This is a genomic window from Kitasatospora sp. NPDC059408, from assembly GCF_042751525.1.
Lineage (GTDB): Bacteria > Actinomycetota > Actinomycetes > Streptomycetales > Streptomycetaceae > Kitasatospora.
This window is the reverse complement of the sequence record NZ_JBHYWI010000071.1, coordinates 19,607-36,648: the sequence shown is the minus strand read 5'-3', so window position 1 is coordinate 36,648 and position 17,042 is coordinate 19,607. Positions and strand designations below refer to the sequence as shown.

The 17,042-nt window shown below is 65.9% G+C and carries 6 protein-coding genes; 2 read left to right on the top strand and 4 right to left on the bottom strand.

Annotation, left to right across the window (positions count from 1 at the left end; all coding sequences use genetic code 11):
- Nucleotides 1-4 precede the first annotated feature (4 nt).
- The 4 genes from ACFXDE_RS33905 to ACFXDE_RS33890 form a co-directional block, all read right to left on the bottom strand.
- Entirely contained in the window at nt 5-2,074 is a 2,070-nt protein-coding gene (locus tag ACFXDE_RS33905; protein WP_380498340.1) for an Hsp70 family protein, read from the bottom strand.
- Nucleotides 2,071-2,493: a hypothetical protein gene (locus tag ACFXDE_RS33900; RefSeq protein ID WP_380498339.1), complete on the bottom strand. Its 423-nt coding sequence runs from the start codon at nt 2,491-2,493 to the stop codon at nt 2,071-2,073. The genes ACFXDE_RS33905 and ACFXDE_RS33900 overlap by 4 nt, the downstream gene beginning before the upstream one ends.
- A gap of 274 nt (nt 2,494-2,767) precedes the next feature.
- A complete protein-coding gene (locus ACFXDE_RS33895; protein ID WP_380498350.1) occupies nt 2,768-4,459 on the bottom strand; it encodes a hypothetical protein in 1,692 nt (563 codons plus the stop codon).
- Between the two features lie 740 nt (nt 4,460-5,199).
- The gene (locus tag ACFXDE_RS33890) at nt 5,200-8,994 is read right to left on the bottom strand and encodes a ricin-type beta-trefoil lectin domain protein (RefSeq protein WP_380498338.1); all 3,795 of its coding nucleotides are present in this window, start codon (nt 8,992-8,994) and stop codon (nt 5,200-5,202) included.
- Between the two features lie 391 nt (nt 8,995-9,385).
- Here ACFXDE_RS33890 and ACFXDE_RS33885 point away from each other — a divergent pair, with 391 nt between their 5' ends.
- Nucleotides 9,386-16,555, top strand: a complete 7,170-nt coding sequence (locus tag ACFXDE_RS33885; protein WP_380498337.1) for a polymorphic toxin-type HINT domain-containing protein — start codon at nt 9,386-9,388, stop codon at nt 16,553-16,555.
- Nucleotides 16,552-16,866, top strand: coding sequence for a hypothetical protein (locus ACFXDE_RS33880; RefSeq protein WP_380498336.1), 315 nt, complete (start codon nt 16,552-16,554; stop codon nt 16,864-16,866). The genes ACFXDE_RS33885 and ACFXDE_RS33880 overlap by 4 nt, the downstream gene beginning before the upstream one ends.
- Nucleotides 16,867-17,042: the final 176 nt, after the last annotated feature.

The window sequence follows — 17,042 nt, the reverse complement described above, 5'->3', positions numbered from 1 at the left end:
CGCGTCACCTCGGCCGGGTGGGTGCTGCCGGATTCGGTACGCGCCAATTGAAGACCCACACCCCCTGGGAGTGAGTGGCTCCAAGGACCCGCCCCGTATTCCGGAGCCAAGGGTTGGCCTTCTGGAACGGGGCGAAGTTGTCGTTGGAGATGATGACCCCATTGACCTCGTCAGCGATGCTGATCACCAGTGCGTCGCCCCGGCCCTCGGTCCCGGCCGGGGGCTGCACAACCTCGCCGTTGGCGATGGCAGCCTCAACCTGGAGGCGCTCGTCGGCGGACACGTCGTGGCGCAGTGTGGCGTCGACCACAATGTGAATGTCGCGGTCGGGATGCTTGAACCGCAGTGACCGGATCGCCGCCTCCAGTGCCGCGAAGCTCGGTTTGCCGCCCGCTGTGCGTGGGGGCCGGCCGTTCCAAGCAAGGTTGGAGCCGTCCACGATGAGCGGCGGAGCTTCGGTGCTTGCGTAGGTTGTGCGAGGTGAGGAACGCGGCGGGGCGGGCTTGGGTGCCCCGTCCCCCTGGTCGTTGGGCCGGGCTTGCTTCGGGTGGGTCGGCGTGGCGGCGGGCCGGGCGGCCGGGGCGAGGGTGAGTAGGCGGTCGAGTTCCTTCTTTACCTCCGGCAGGACGTTCCCGTCGCCGAACACCTTCACTTCTCCGTCGAGGACGACCTCTCCGGTCTTCTGAAGGGTCGCCTTGACGGTCAGCAGTCCTTCCTTGCTGTAGGTGTACTCCAGATCGAAGACCCTATCCTCGCCTGTGAACGGCCGGGGGTACGTGAGGACGAGGTCAGCCAGTTTGACGTTGTCCGGGTGGTCTACATCGCGGTCCGGGTCTCCCTCCCAGACCTCCACGGTCAGGCGGGAGACGTTGTCCTTGTGCGGTTCGTATGACTTCATGCGCTGCTGGGGCAGACGCATGTTCCGGTCGATGAGGGCGCTGAATCCTCGCCGACCCTCGCGGTCCTTGGTGATCGTGCCGAGGGCGTGTGTGTTGACCACACGGATGATGCTGTTCAGCTCGCCGTCCATGGCCGCCGCGCTGATCGCGGCTCCTTCGGCCACCGCAGTCATGGGGTCGCACAGTGCGGTGTCGACGAGTTCGCAGTCGAGTGCTTCGGAGACCGCGGTGCGTACCGCTGGGATTTGGCTGCTGCCACCGATCATCAGTACGGCAGTGAGATCCCGGGGGTCGATCCGAGCCTGCTCCAGGCATTCTTCCACGGGATCGAGCGCACGGCTGATGAGGTCCTGGATGGCCTCGGAGAACTCGTCCTGTCCGATCTCGACGAGGGCACCGTCGGGCGTCTGGACGCCGACCGACTCTTGATGGGAGAGCAGGATCTTGGCTCGCTCAATGTCAAGGGCGAACATCCGCTTCTCTGAATCGCTCCAGCGCCCGCGAGCGGGCGCCCGGTCGAGGACCATGCTGCGCAGCCGAGCGTCGATCTCCAGGCCGCCGAGGCGGCTCACTCCTCGGCTCGCCTTTTCGTCGAAGAAACCGTCGTCGTGCAGGAGCAGGGTGGCGTCCATCGTGCCGCCGCCCCAGTCGAAGACCAGGAACTCGCCGTCGACCTCCATCTCGTGGGCGTAAGCGATCGCAGCTGCCGTCGGTTCGTTCAGCAGCGTGCGGACCGTGATTCCGGCGGCACGGGCTGCCTCGCGCGTGCGGAACCGGGCCGCGCCGGTCGCGTTGGCGGGCACCGTGATGACGGCCTCGCGGATCTCGGTGGCGGCTTCCTCCTCGGCGGCCCTGGCGATGGCGTGGAAGACGCCGGCCGCGGCGGTGGTCGCAGCGAACCGTTCACCGCTCAGCTTGACGAACGGTTCCTCCCGCAGCATCCGCTTGCACGCCTCGACGGCCTGTTCAGAACGGAGCTTCGCCTCCCAACCGAATAGCGTGCCCGGCCGCAGGGAACTCGTGCCGACAACCGACGGGTAGAGCAGCTCGAAGCCCCTGCGCCTCCAGTTGGCGTCCAGGCCTTGCCCGCCGATCTCCAGCAATTCGACGTACTCGCCGTTCCACTGTGCGGCGACAGAGTTGGCGGTCCCGAAGTCAATTCCGGCTGCCGTCATGCTTCCTCTCCCCACCCCGTAGCAGCGGGGCCGGCGACGCGCCGGAGTTGTCCCGCAAGAATGACTTTCCCTGTCAACTCGTCGACGTATGCCGGACTCAGCAACTCGAGAGCGTCTCCCGCGCCCTCCGTCACTACGAACCGGTCGCTTGCTTCTGGTTCCGTGACTCGCAGCAGCCGCAGTTCTCGCAGATGTGCGCTCATCGCACTCTCGACCACCTCGGGGCTGTCTCCGGCGCGGGACCGAAGCAGCGCGTCGATTTCGGCGAGGCGTCCGGCAAATTGGGCGCGCGTACGGAATTCGTCCAGCACCGCCTTGCGCACGGCCGCGGCAAGCACCCCAGACGGCGGCACCTCGTCGGACCCGGCAGCCTCCAGCGCCTCCGGGACGCGTTCCACAACTCCCTTGATCACCGTCATCGCGTCGATCGGGTCGGGACGGACGGGAGAATCACCAGCGCTCGTCCGCACCGACTCGGCCGAGGGCTGGGAGCCCCGTTTCCTGTGACGCCTCAGACCCCCAGGTTTATGGGGTGGCTCCGAACTCCTTGCACCGGTCGGTACCCGGCCGCAGGCTGGGCAGCGGAGGCGGGTGCGCTCGCTCCTGGGAGACTTCTCATTCTTTGCAGACATCAGGCTCGGCTCTGCTTCGTTCGGGTAGGGGCGGTGAACCAGGAAGCGGACGTCGCAGCGGTCATCGCGGGGAACTGTGGCGGTCGAGATGGGGGGCAGTAGTCCGGAAATCGTCGAGGAGTTCGACGGCGGCGCGGGCACGGATGGCCTCCAACTCGTCGGCACTTGTCATCGGGGTCCGGCGGGACAGGGCTTCCACCGGAGGCACAAGATGTCGCGGCACCTGAGAGGGCATGACGTACCGCGGCGGGTCAAGTGGCAACCGGTAGAAGACATCCCAGCCCGCCTCTTCGCGCAGCGCGCCACGAATACGGTCCTCGGCCAAGTTCAGAGCTGACTGGGCCTTGGCATCTCCCTCGTGGTGACGGAATATCTCCCGGCAACGTTCCTCCCAACCGTCGGCACCGTGATCCAGACCGATTTCAAGGAACGGATTGCTGAACGGGCTGCGGTCGTTCCGCTTCGTCCCCCTCCACGCGCGCAGGAGCCGGAGGTTCCGTTCGGCTGCGGCACCGCGCTGCGCCGCAGCCTTCTCGGCGTGTTCTTCGGCGGAGTCGAGCAGTTTCTTCCGTGCTACAGCCGATTCGTGCGTCTCGCTCTGTTGCATGGCCGCGTACGCGGCGATGGCATGCCCCTCCTGGACCAGCTCTGCGGGGACCTTCCGGCCGCTACCGCCGCGGGTGAGGGAATGCGCCTGAAGTGCCGCCGCCTCCGTCTCGCCGGCCCTGACCAGGTTGTAAGCCCGGTTCGCGGCGACGAGTGCGTAGAAGGGACTGCGTCCGGCGTCGATGAGCTCCTGTGGCTTCCACAGAGTTGCCATCAGGCGCCAGAGCCCGCGGTCCTCAACCATGCTTAGCGGCCATTGACCGGACACAGCGCCCGACTTGAGATCGCGCAATTCGATCTGCTGGGCTCGGGGCAGAGCCACGTCAAGCGCATCGAGAGCGGTTGTGTCTCCGTCCAGTACGACGTCGTACAGGAGGTCCCACAGATCGTCCGGTTCCTGCCGGATGAGCGTCTCGCCGCTCATGAAGGCCTGTCGGCGTAGATAGGCCTGCCAGCCGAGCCGTCGCGCCTCCTCATCGGTAGTCTTCTCCGGTACGAGACGCGCACGCAGATAGAGACTCTCATGGTCATCGCGTGCTTGCCAGGGCACGTCCTCGGCCAGGAGACCACCACGGTCTATCAGATCGTCGATGACGGTCAGCGGAGCCCAGGCGAGAAGCCCGTCCAGGAAGCGGTTGGGGATGGGGATCGCGCCACGGGTGGCCGCGGTCGCAAAGAGGGAGTATGCGGGACCGCCTGTCACTGAGAGGGCACGCTTGCCGACGAGGTCCAGGCTGGGCGCTGTCGAACACAGCAATCGGTACCGTTCCAGGCCCGCCTCGTTGATCCAGCGCACTCCGGTGCCCCAGAGGTTGCGCATGTGGCCGAGGACCGACGCCGCCGACAGGTGGCTTAGCCCGGTCTGGACCGCGGGCAACAAGACCTCGCGGTCCGGATCCCCTCCGAGCGCCCGCGTGAGTACTGCCCTCTCCGTTTCGGGTATACCGGCGAGCGCCACCATCTCCGAAAGCATTGCCAGCACGGCTTCGACGGCCTCGCTGCCCCCGACACCGAGCCAACGCCACTTGCGCAGGACGAAACCGCTCACACCCGAGGGACTCTGCCCCTCCCGGCGTTCATTTGCCCGTGTCAGGCGCTCTCGTTCCACGGCCTTCGCCACTTGCCGGGCGGCGACCGGGTCCGTCATCTCGTGCACAGCCGACAGGCTACCCGGGCGGCCTGACAATCCATCTGGTCTCGTACGTATCGTGACCTTGGCGAGAGATGGTTCGGGATCGCTGGCAGAGCGCCGTGGAGCAGGGCCATTCTCCGTACTCCCTCAACAGCTTCTTCATGCTGCCCGGGCAGTCCAGATGAACCCCACCGACACCCGCTACGACCAGCACGTCTCGGATCCGGGACGCCCTCATCAACGCTGGGTACCACTCGCCTTCCTGGCCGCGATGGCGGCAGCGGCGTCAAAGGGGGCTGCAGAAACGGTTCCTGCCCCATGGTTGACCTCACCGTGACAGAGATCTGGCGACTCCTGGCAACTGGCCGTCCGCACGGCCCGCGTCCGCCACGGTGCTCGCCCCGCGCTCATTGCCTTGAACTGGTCCATCGGGCGACGGGAACGCCAGGCCGTCGCCCGCCGCTGCCACTATCAACGCCGGCTGCACACGATCGAGGGACGGTCTCATCAAGACCGCCTCTGATGGAGCACCAGCCCACTACTCTCCATCGCGCAGCCCTCTGAACAGGCAAAACGTCGAAGTCGTGCTGGAGTACTACTTGGCAGAGCCCAGGTTCTCAGGCCTGGTTATGGAGCGCTGTTCGTTCGGGCTGTGCAGGGTCGAGACGAAGAACTCAGGGCGAGGCTCCGGGAGTTACTGGAGCCTCGCCCTGCAGGTATTTCCGCCAGCTCACCTTATGCGGGTGGTGGCTGCGCTACGGGGTTCGTTCTGGTGCGATGGTCCACTGCTGGTTGGCCTGCAGGCCGGGGCAGTTCCAGATACCGAGGCGGGTTCCCTGGTCGGTGGCCCAGCCGGGGAGTTCGAGGCATCGGCCGCCAGGGTTGGCCGCGTCGACGGTGGCGGGAAGGTAGATGCGGCCGTCGGGGCGCATGGTCCACTTCTGGCCGTCGGTGCCGTTACAGGTGGTGAGGATGACGCGGGTGCCGTTGGCGAGGGCGTTGTCCTTGGTGGAGAGGCAGTAGCTGCCAGCGCGGATGGTGCCGTCGGTGGCGAAGTTGAATCGCTGGTTGACGGTGTTCCAGCAGTTGTAGATGGCGAGTTCGGCGCCGTCGCGGGGACCGCCGGAAGCGTCCATGCACTGCGAGCCGACGCTGTTGGGGTGGACGGAGAAACTTGCGTCGGTGTAGCCCGCGTTCTGTGGCCCGTCGAGCTTGTCGACCTTGCCGGCGACGCCGCTGGGGTTCAGGCCGGGGTAGATCGTGATGGCGTTCTTGGTGTCGACGGCCCAGAGCGAGACGTTGTCGCCGTTGTAAAGGGTCGCGGCGCCGATACGAGGGTAAGTGGCCGCGGGCACTGGGGTGGTGGTGAGTTTGATTCCCTTGCCGGGCGCGGTCAGCGCGGAGTAGTCAACGGATCCGTCGGCATTCCAGCCGAGCGGGTAGGCGTAGACGTCGCCGGTGGTGCGGTTGCGCGCCCACAGCGTGGGCTGGTTCGTGGCCGCAGTCGCCGCGGGAGCCTTCGGATTGGTCGTGATGCCGTTCGCGGCACCGGGGTTGATCAATTCAAGGTCGCTCCAGCTGCCGGAAGCGGTGGGGATGAGTGTTGCGCTGCCGAAGGCGTTGCCGGACGGGTTGAAGATGTAGAGCTTGTTGTTCTCCAGGGTCATGACGGAGGTCTGCTTGGTGAAGACCGTCTTCGTCGGATCGCCGACCTTGGGACCCACGGCCTCGCCCTTGGGAGTGCCGAAGGCGATCACCTGCGAGACATCGCTCCAGTCCTGCGAGTTGTAGCCGTCGCAGGCAGTGTTGGTGGTGCCGTAGATCATGCAGGCAGGCCGCGCTGGCGTGATGGGCGTGAGCGTGTCGAAGTGCCCGCCGCCGTCGTTGGTCAGGATGTACAGGACGGATTTCAGCGCGGGCGCGTTGTCCTTGGTGTAGTGGGCGACGAGCTGGTCGACGGGCTGACCGACGGTGAAGGCGCCGCGGTGGCTGATCTGGTAGTCGGCCCAGGTGGCGCCGTAGTTGTTGTTGCCGGGCGCGGCGGCGGCGGGAGCTGCGGTGGAGGAAGCCGGGTCGGAGGTACCTCCGATGATGCGCAGGTCGCCGTTCTTGTCGCTGAGGACGATGTCGGCCTTCTGGTCGTTGTCGATGTCACCGAACAGGGGCTGGGTGCCGGGCTTCCAGGGCACGTAGAAGTTGTAGATGGCGGGCTGGCTGTAGTTGCCGGCGTTGTCCATGGCCTGGGCGTAGAGGGTGTTGGTGCCCCACTGGTGCGGCTGGTAGCTGTATGCCTGACCGGCCGGCAGGGTGCCGCTGTCACCGCACTTCCAGCCGACCACCACGGTCGAATCGGTGCTCACGCGAACACAGGCGACGCCGGAGGCCTGTAGGCCGGCACCCGGGGACGGGTCGTCGGCGTTGATGGTGAACGTGCCCCAGTCGTTCATGTACTTGGCCGGGGTGGGGTTGGGGGTGCCGGACGGTGGGAAGTCGGTGGAGCTGATGCTGACGCGGGGGTTGGTCTTGTCGACGCGGAAGTAGCACCAGGCGCTCTGCGGCGAGGTGAGGAGGCCGTCGGCGGACTGGGCGTACCAGCCGTACTGGTGGCCGTCGCTCAGGGACCCGACAGGCAGGGTGTAGCCGGGGTTGTTGTAGCTGCCGAGCCAGCCGCCGTTGTTGCTTCCCAGGCTGAAGTTGGGGTCGTTGTCGTCCCACAGGTGGAAGCCGGTGTAGAGGTTTTGGCCGCTGGGTGAGTAGCTGCTGGCGGTGAGGTTGATGTTCTGGTTGCTGCCGACCCAGCCGGGGTTGTCCCAGGGGTGGGTGCCGCCGGTGGTGCACTCGGCCTTGCTGTTGTTGCTCGCGAAGCCGGGCGCGGGGATGGTGTGTGGGCTCCACACGGTGGGGGTGATGTCGTAGGTGGTGGTGACGCTGGGGTTGCTGGCGATGGTGTGGCGGTACTCCTTGGTCCACTCGGTGTCGCTCGGGGCGATGCCGATGGTCCAGGTCGCCCACTTGCCGTTGGCCGCCTGCTTCATGATGTCGGTGACGTCGACGGCCATCGGGCCGGAGCCGGTGATCGGCTGTCCGCCGACGTAGGAGCAGCCGCCCATGACCTGGTTACCGTTGTCGTTGCAGGGCTGCTGGTACCAGTTGGTGTCCCCGCCGATGCCGGTGGGGGCCCAGTAGACGCCGAGATTGGTCGCGGTGCTGGGGCTGGAGGCGCCGGTGACCTGGGCGTTGAGGGTCGATGTGTACAGGGTCGGCGGGACCTCCGCACCTCCGACCTGGGTGTAGATGGCTGGGTTGACGCCGAACTGGAAGTACGCCCGCTGCCGGCCCGTGTTGCCGCAGTCCAGGCTGGGGTCGGAGCTGTGGTAGCCGCAGAATCCGGTAGCGAGGTTGGACTTGGTGTTCCAGTTCTTCGCGCTCTTGTAGTTCTCCTGGACCTCGACGGAGCTCTGGGTGTAGCTGGTGACGGCGGTGAGCGTCGGGTCCAGGTACCAGGGACCGGTGCCGGAGCCGAGCGCCTTCTGGTCAGGGGTGAGCTCGATCGCATCACCCGTGACCCTGGTGCTGATTGCGGCGATGTTCGCGCCATCGCCCGGAGCCTCGGCCGTCGACGGGACGGTTCCTGCGGGCACGGGCGCCGACTCGGCGGCAGGTGCTGCGGTCAGCGCCGTGCGGGCGTACGACCTGGAGGCGACGGCCGAAGCTGAGGGCGCGGGCTTGGCGGAGTCCCACTGCAGGGGGGCGGGGGAGCGGAACCGCAGGCCGCCCTTGTCGTCCTTGACGTCGATGCTGCCCTTGTCGTCGGAGGCGACCGTCAGGCCCTGGGCGGTGAGCGGGAAACGCAGGGTCTTGAGCGCCGGGTTGGCCGCGGCCTCTGCCGTGCGCACGACGATGACGTCGCGCCAGCCGCCGACCGGCAGGGCGGTCACCTGGAGGTCCACACCGGGCAGAACGTTCGCGTACGTCGCCGTGTCCCCGTTCAGGGCCGGCTTTGGCAGAGCGAACGGGGCGCCCACGGACAACGTCTTGCCGTCGGCCGTCGCCACAGTGGCCATCGGACCGCTGCCGCCTCCGGAGAACATCAGCGCGGTACCGGCGACGGCCGGGCTGATCGAGCCATCGGGATTCTGGCGGAGGGTGGAGTCGATGTCGGCCCAGCCGCCGGCCTGCTTCACCCGGACCGGCAGCGCGTTGTCCGTCGTTGACAGGGTGCCGTTGGGGTTCGCCACGGTCTTCGACGCCACATCGGTCATCGCGTCCACAACGACCGGCTTGCCCGTGGACTTGGCCTTGGCGAGGGCATCGAGCATCGCCTGCTGGAGCGGCGTGCGAGGCGGTGCTGGCTTGGTCGGAACAAGCGGCGCCGTGCCGTCGAAAGGCCCGTGCACGGGCGGTGTGGCCGAGTCGGCGGCGAGTGCGGACGGCGCGGCGATCAGGCCGAGGCTGAGGACGCACCCTGCGGCGAGTGCGGTCAGACGAGTGGTGCGCCTGCGTATCGATGGTGGTGGTGTGTGCGCGATTGTCCGTGGCGTGGTGGACATGATGCCTTTGTGAGTCCCTCCCGGTCGGCAGACGCCGTCGTGGGTCTGCGTTCGGATGGGAACGATGTGGCCTGACCTGCCGATAGGTCAAACCGTTTGGCATCTTGCATAGGTATGTCTGGATACGGACGGATCGAGACATCAAGACTTTATAAAGATCTCATGGAGGTGCTTGAACGCCCTCAGGGCGTGTCAGAGCCTGCACGTATCGTCACATCGACCATGAGACGGCGTGCTCACTTGCCGCCATGTCGACAACAAACGAGGAGATGTGACGATGGTTTGGCCTGCCCGTAAACGGGCCGGGAGACCAGCAGGTGGCCGGTGGCGGTCGCCTGCTGTGGCGGCGACAGTCGCCCTGACATTGACAGGCCTGACTGTTCCGCCGGCCGTGGCGTGGACCTACCCCGAGCCGAAGGGCAAGGTCTGGACCCCTCCCCACACACCCCTGGGCGACGGAACGGTCTCGGTCGCGGGGCAAGATGTCCAGATATCGGCGTCCAAGCCGGTGGTCAAGGCTCCTGTTTGGACGCCGGAGCCCGCAGCGCCGCTGGTGACCGGCACTGCGACAGTGACGGTAGGGGCTGATAGCGCTGAGGCCGAGGCTGCCCGCAGGGCGACCGGTGGTGCCTCGCCTGCTTCCAGCGGCGCGAACGGTTCAAGGGCCGGGACGCTGGCCGTCACCGTTGCTCCCACTACTGGCAAGGGGGAGAGCGCGCGCACGGTCACAGTTCAGGTGACCGGACAGGACAAGGGCAAGGCTGCCGGCGTCACCGGCCCGCTCATCGCCGTGGCCGATGCCGAGGCGGGTGCCGGTGGCAGCGGGCGTTCTGCGAGCGTCACCCTGGACCTGAAGGCACTGCAGGCCGCCGGATGGTCCGACCGGGCAGTCCTCGTCGCCCTGCCGTCTTGTGCGTTGACCTCGCCGGACGTGCCGGAGTGCCGCACACAGACCCCAGTCCCGGCGAACGCCGACGGGCGCGGCAAGATCACTGCTGACGTCACCATGCCCAGCGCATCGACCCCCCATCAGGGGCAGAACGGCGCGGTGAAGGCCTCCTTCACAGTGGCGGCGCCAGCGCAGCCGGTGGCAGACCCTGGTGCGGGAGGTAGCGGCGGGTCGGTTGTGCTCGCTGCGGCACCGTCGCCGAACGGTGCTATGGGCAACTACACGGCGACGTCCCTCTCTTCGTCGTCGGCCTGGACCGCCGGGTCCGGCACGGGCAACTTCACTTACAGTTACCCGATTCAGGTGCCGCCCGCGCTCGGCGGTGCGGCTCCGGCTGTGGCGCTCGGCTACAACTCGGCCGATGTGGACGGCAAGACGTCCGCGGTCAATGCACAGCCGTCGTGGGTCGGTGACGGCTGGGGTTACGAGCCTGGCTACATCGAACGGTCCTACCGCAGTTGCGACGCGGCAGGGATCACCGGTTCTGCCGACGCATGCTGGGGCGGGCAGAACGCCAGCCTCTCCCTTGCCGGACGCTCCGGAGCCATCGTTCGCGACGACGCGACACGTACCTGGCACCTCGAAGGTGACGATGGCGCCAAGGTCGAGCAACTCACTGGGGCGCCCAAGGCCGCAGGTGACGTCGATTTCCAGGGCATGGAGTACTGGCGGATCACCACGCCCGACGGCGTCCAGTACTACTTCGGGCTCAACCATCTGCCGGGAGGTGACGGCAGTGATCCGGCCGCGAACTCCGTTCTCACCACGCCGGTGTACTCGCCGAACAACGGCGACCCCTGCTACAACTCTGGCAGTGGGAATAACTCCTGGTGTCAGATGGCCTGGCGCTGGCAGCTCGACTACGTCGTCGACACCCACGGCAATCTGATCACGTACAAGTACGCCACCGAGGGAAACAAGTACCAGCGCGGCAAGGTCCAGAGCGGCTCCAACGGCACGCTCACCGACTACCAGCGGGCCGGCTATCTCAAGGAGATCGGCTACGGCCAGCGCCTGGACGACCAGAAGGCAGCCAAGGGCGGCGCCAACCCGGCAGCCAAGATCCTCTTCGCCGTTGCCGAGCGCTGTACCCCCAACGCCACCACTGACTGCTCCGAAGGCCAGCGGACCACGGCCAACGCCGACTCTTGGCCGGACACGCCCGTTGACCAGATCTGCACCGACAGCTCCTGCGTGAACTCGGCACCCACCTTCTTCACCACCAAGCGCCTGACCACCATCAGCACCCAGGTTCTCGTCAACTCCGCCTACCGCACCGTCGACACCTGGAACCTCAACCAGGAACTCGCCGACCCCGGTGACGGAACCAAGCGCCTCCTGCAGCTCGACTCCGTCCAGCGCGTGCCGAGCAACGGCCAGGCAGAGATCAAGAACCTGCCCCCGGCGCAGTTCCAGTACAAGATGAGGGCCAACCGCATCGACGGAGTCGTCCCGGCCTCGCCATGGTTCATGCGCCCGCGCATTCAGGGAATCACGACCGAGACGGGCGCGCGGATCAACGTCCTTTACACCGATCCCGAGTGCTCCCGCGTCAACAACCGCATGCCGGCCTCCGAGGACAACAACTCGATGGCCTGCATGCCCGTCAAGTGGTACCTGCCCAACCAGTCCTCAGCGGACCCGGTTAACGACTGGTTCGACAAGCCCCTCGTCAAGAGCGTCGTCGAGCAGGACCTCGTCAGCACCCCCGCGATCGCCAAGACCACCGAGTACACCTACAGCGGTGGCGCAGCCTGGCACCGCAACGACGGCGAGTTCACCGACCCCAGGACCCGCAGCTGGAACCAGTTCCGCGGCTACCAGTCCGTGACCACGACCACTGGCATCGGTGCCGGGAGCGAAGCCCCCAAGACCCAGCAGCGTGTCACCTACCTGCGGGGCATGGCCGGCGACTATCTCGCCGACGGCAAGACCCTACGCACCGTCCCCGACGTTCCCAGCCCCCTCGGCGGCAGCGTCCCTGACAGCGCCCAACTCGCCGGCCGCGTTGTAGCCACAGAGGTCTTCGACCAGGCTGGTGGGACAGTGACGGCCATCTCGGGAGCCACCTACAACGGGCAGCAGACCTCAGCGACCCACGCCCAGAGCGCCGGCGCGCCGAAGATCTACGCCTGGAGGCCTGACTCCGAGACCACGGCGATCACCAAGTCCAGGCTGGCCGACGGGACGTGGCGTACGACAACGAAGGTCACGACCACGGAGCCGGCCAACGGCAACCGTGCCATCAAGGTCGACGACAAGGGCGACGGTACCGCCGCCACTCCCGAGACCTGCGCGACCACCAGCTACGCGGTCAGTGACAACCCGCAACTGCTGACGCTGGTCTCGGAGAAGATCACCTACCAGGGTGCCTGCTCCGGCAAGGCCACCTCGGCCACCACCCTGTCCGGCAGCCACACGATCTACGACGGCAAGCCTTTCGGCCGGGCCGGCACGACGGGGGACGGATCCAGCTCTCAGGCACTCGACCACTTCGACCAGGCCGGAAACGCCGTCTACACCCAGGTCGGTAGCGCGACCTTCGACGTGTATGGCCGAGGCCTGACCAACGCGACCACCGATGGGACCACTTACAACGCCGCAGGCGCGCAGCTGAGCGGACCGTCGGTCACTCCTGCGGTAACCAAGGTCCTGCCTACCCCGGCCGATGGTGCGCTCCCGACCCAGGTACAGACCGTGGGTCCCATGGGCGCGGGCTGGACCACGATGGTCACGCAGGATCCGGCGCGCGGGTCGACACTGAGCAGCACTGATGCCAACGGCCGCGTCATCACGCAGCAGTACGACGCACTCGGTCGGCTCACCGCTGTCTGGATGCCGGACCGCCCGACGGCGAAGCTCCCGAGCCGAAGGTTCACTTACGGGGTCAAGGGCAGTTCGGCACCGTCCACGGTCAAGACCGAGACGCTCAACGACGACGCGGCCACGTATTCGGTGAACATCGACATTTACGATGGCCTGGGCCGTCCGCGTCAAAACCAGCGAACGAGCGACGCCCGACCGACCGGTCGCCTGATCACCGATACCGTCTACGACACGCACGGTTGGGCGATCAAGACTTCCTCCGCGTACTACGAGGGGAAGTCGTTCCCCACCGAGTCGATCTTCATGCCTGCAGCCGACGGCCAGGTACCGGGCCAGACCTGGAACACCTACGACGGCAACGGACGCGTCGTGCGAGCGGAGTTCCGCTCCTACGGCAACCTCCAGTGGGCCGCCACCAGCGCCTACCCGGGAGCGGACCGGACCGACACCACCCCGCCCAGCGGTGGCACGCCGAGCTCGACCATGACTGACGCTCGTGGAAACCCCACTGCGCTGTGGCAGTACCGCACGCCCAACGCGACGGGCAACAGCGCCGACGCGGACGTCACCAGCTACACCTATTCACCGATCGGCCAGCCCACTGGCCGCACCGACAGCAGCGGCAACACCTGGGCCAACACCTACGACCTGCGCGGACGGCAGATCTCCGCGTCCGATCCGGACACCGGTGTCTCGCAGAGTTTCTACGACGCCAACTCGCGCATCGATCACACCGTCGACGCCAAGGGCAACACCCTTGCCTACACCTACGACCTGCTCGGTCGGAAGACCGGCATGTTCAACGGGAGCGTGGCGCCGACGAACCAACTGGCCTCCTGGGTCTACGACACCCTCGCCAAGGGCCAGCCCACCTCCTCTACCCGCTACGTGGGCGGATCGAGCGGAGCGGCCTACACCAAGGCCGTCACGGGCTACGACACCGCCTACCGGCCGCTCGGGGCCTCCGTCATCATCCCGTCCGTCGAAGGGGCGCTCGCCGGTACCTACACCACCACCAACACCTATAGCCCGGTCCTCGGCGCGCTGACGCAGAGCAGCATTCCCGCGGCCGGAGGACTCCCAGCTGAGTCCGCCACTTACGCCCGAACCACTACGGGCCTCCTGTTCTCCATCGCGAGCCTCGACCAGAGCATCGTCCAGCAGGTCGACTACGACGCCCTCGCCCGGCCCGTGCGGACCACGGCCGGCGACTACGGCACACAGGTCGTCTCCACACAGCAATACGACTGGGCCACCGGACGGGTCATCAACTCCTTCGTGGACCGCCAGGTCGGCACGGTCTCCATCGACCAGACCAGCTACACCTACACCCCGTCCGGGCGGATCACGTCCGTTGCCAACATCCAGGACGCCTCGGCAACCGACACCCAGTGCTTCACCTACGACTACCTGGGCCGGCTGACCAATGCCTGGACCGACACCGGCGGCACCTCCACCACCGCCGACTGGACCGACTCGGCCGGCACCAAGCACGGCACCGGTAGCTCTACCACCGTCCCCGGCATCGGCGGCTGCAACAACGTCAGCGGCCCGGCCACCGTCAACCCCGGCGGCCGCACCATCGGCGGCCCGGTGCCGTACTGGAACACTTACAGCTACGACGCCACCGGAAACCGCACCGGCCTCATCCAGCACGACATCACCGGCAACAGCCTCAACGACACCACCACCACCCAGACCTTCGGAACCGCGAAGAGCACCAACACCCCCACCAGCGCGTCCAACACCGGCGGCGGAACCGGCGGGCCCCACGCCCTGCTCACTTCCACCACCACCGGACCCGCAGGCACCAAGGCTGTCGGCTACCAGTACGACGCCAAGGGCCGAACCACGGCCATCACCGACACCAGCGGCACCACCACCCTGTCCTGGAACGGCGAGGACAAGCTCGACACCCTCACCAAGACCGGCCAGGCCGACGCCACGACCTACCTCTACGACGCCGACGGCAACCAGCTTCTCCGCCGAAACCCCGGCAAGACCACGCTCAACCTGCCCACCGACGAACTCACTCTCGACACGTTCAGCGGCTCGACGAACAACGTCCGCTCCTTTGCCGCGCCCGGCGGCCTGACCTACACCAGGGTTACCGCGGCCATCGGCGGCGGCACCGTCCTGATTCAGGCAGCAGACCCGCACGGCACCAACGGCGTCCAAGTCAACACCGACGCAAACCAGACCGTCACCCGGCGTCCCACCGATCCCTTCGGCAACCCCCGCGGCACCCAGCCCGCCGCATCAGCCTGGGCCGGTATCAAGGGCTTTGTCGGCGGAAGCAAGGACGACGCCACCGGCCTGACCAACCTCGGAGCACGCCAGTACGACCCCAACACCGGGCGTTTCATCAGCCCGGACCCGATCCTCGACACCACCAACCCGCAACAGTGGAACGGCTACGCCTACAGCAACAACGATCCCGTAAACCTCTCTGACCCGACAGGCCTTAGGCCAGATCCGTCCTGTGATCTATCCGGCTGCGCTCATTTGCCGGTCGACCTTGGGCCCCTCGAAGGTGATCACGGGAACACAGGAAATAAGGGTTACGGATCATTCGACTGCAGGAACGACAACTCATGTCCTTCCCTGGAAGAACGTACTATGCGCTCCTTCCTGAAGACCGCAGGAATGGCCCAGCATCAGGAACCGGTCAGAATCGCGTCCACCGCTGAGCAGGTCCGCGTAAGCATCAAGTACAACTCTGGTCAGAGCTCCGTCGACTGGGCGGCACTGCGGATGTGGCAATACGGTGCCACCGAGGAAGAAGCCGACTACTTCCGGGCTCACTACTGTCTCTACATCGATTGTGGCCTGGAAGGCCAAATGACCGGGCACGGAGCCATTCAGGCCCCGCTTGAAACGCCTTTCGGTCCTTCTCCGGCTGAGAGAACAGCGAATGCGGTTGCTGGTTCGATGATGGGCCTGGCCGCCAGGGGCGGCAGGCCGGGTGAGCTCTCCGGCCTCTCGTCAGGAGCCCGTGCTCGTTTGTGTCAGAGTTTCGTCGCCGGAACCTTGGTCGTCATGGCCGACGGCCAGCAGACGTCAATCGAACAAATTAAGGTCGGAGACCGGGTTCTCGCGACAGATCCCCAGACTGGCGAAACTGACGGTAAGGCCGTAACGGCCGTCACCGAGACGCCAAACGACGAGGACTTCACCGACTTGTCGTTCCAGGGTGCTTCGACCTCAGACGTATCAGGGCAGACCCAGAGCCGGACGCTGACCACCACCTGGCACCACCCCTTCTGGAGCCTAACCAACGGACGCTGGACCGAAGCCAGCGAACTCAAGGCAGGCGAAGAACTCCGAGAGCCCGACGGAGCCGCGGTCACCGTAGCGGGCGTACACAACTATCACCAGCAGGTCTTCACCTACAACCTCACAGTTTCCGACCTTCACACGTACTATGTGCTGGCTGGGGAAATTCCAATTCTGGTGCACAATGCTGGACCTGGGCCAGAGAGCTGTTTTCGGGGCGCGAGGGCAGGCGAGTCGCCCAGTTTCGTTCCCCGTCCGAATGACTATAAGGTGGACCCGGCTACAGGATTCGTCAAGGAAACGCACGGCCTGTCCGTATTTGATAATCCCGAAAGTGTTGCCGGGAAGGGATTTGTGCCGCATGGCATAGACATGGGTAGCGTGCCTGACTCTCTTCGAATCATTCAGCGAGGAAACGACCCCAGGCACTTCGAGGTTGTGCCAGCACCCGGTGCTAACCTAACACCGGAGGAGTACACTGACGCACTGTCTCATATCAAGACAAGGTGAGCGAGGGCAATTTGATGATTCCATACAGCTTGAGGTTTCCCGAGTATATGGACGGTTACGAGGTCGAGACTGAAGCCAAGGGCTACCTGGTTGATGTGGTCATTTCGACGGAGGAGGCCGCTTTTGATCTGACTGTCTATGATCCGGTGCGCCTGGCCCAAGAGGTTTCGGACGAAGTCCCCTCGAGTGGATACTTCGTAATGGCAAATGTTCTCGTGGTTCCAGCTGTAACTAGAGGTGAGATTTTGCGGGCGGTCGATAGGCTGGCTAGGGTCGAGTTTTCCGGTCTTATTCCCAAGTTTGGGAAATAGAGGGCCCGAGTAACGCTGCAGCCATATTCGGGCACATGGGAGAGATTCGACTGTGGTTGCCGGCTGGTGAGAGGCTCCTCGAGGAAATCTTGAGGGGCCTCTCGTCGTGTTGCCTGACTGGTTATTTGGGTTGCTTTTTACCTGGTGGCTGGCCGGGAGTTGTGCTGACATTGGGG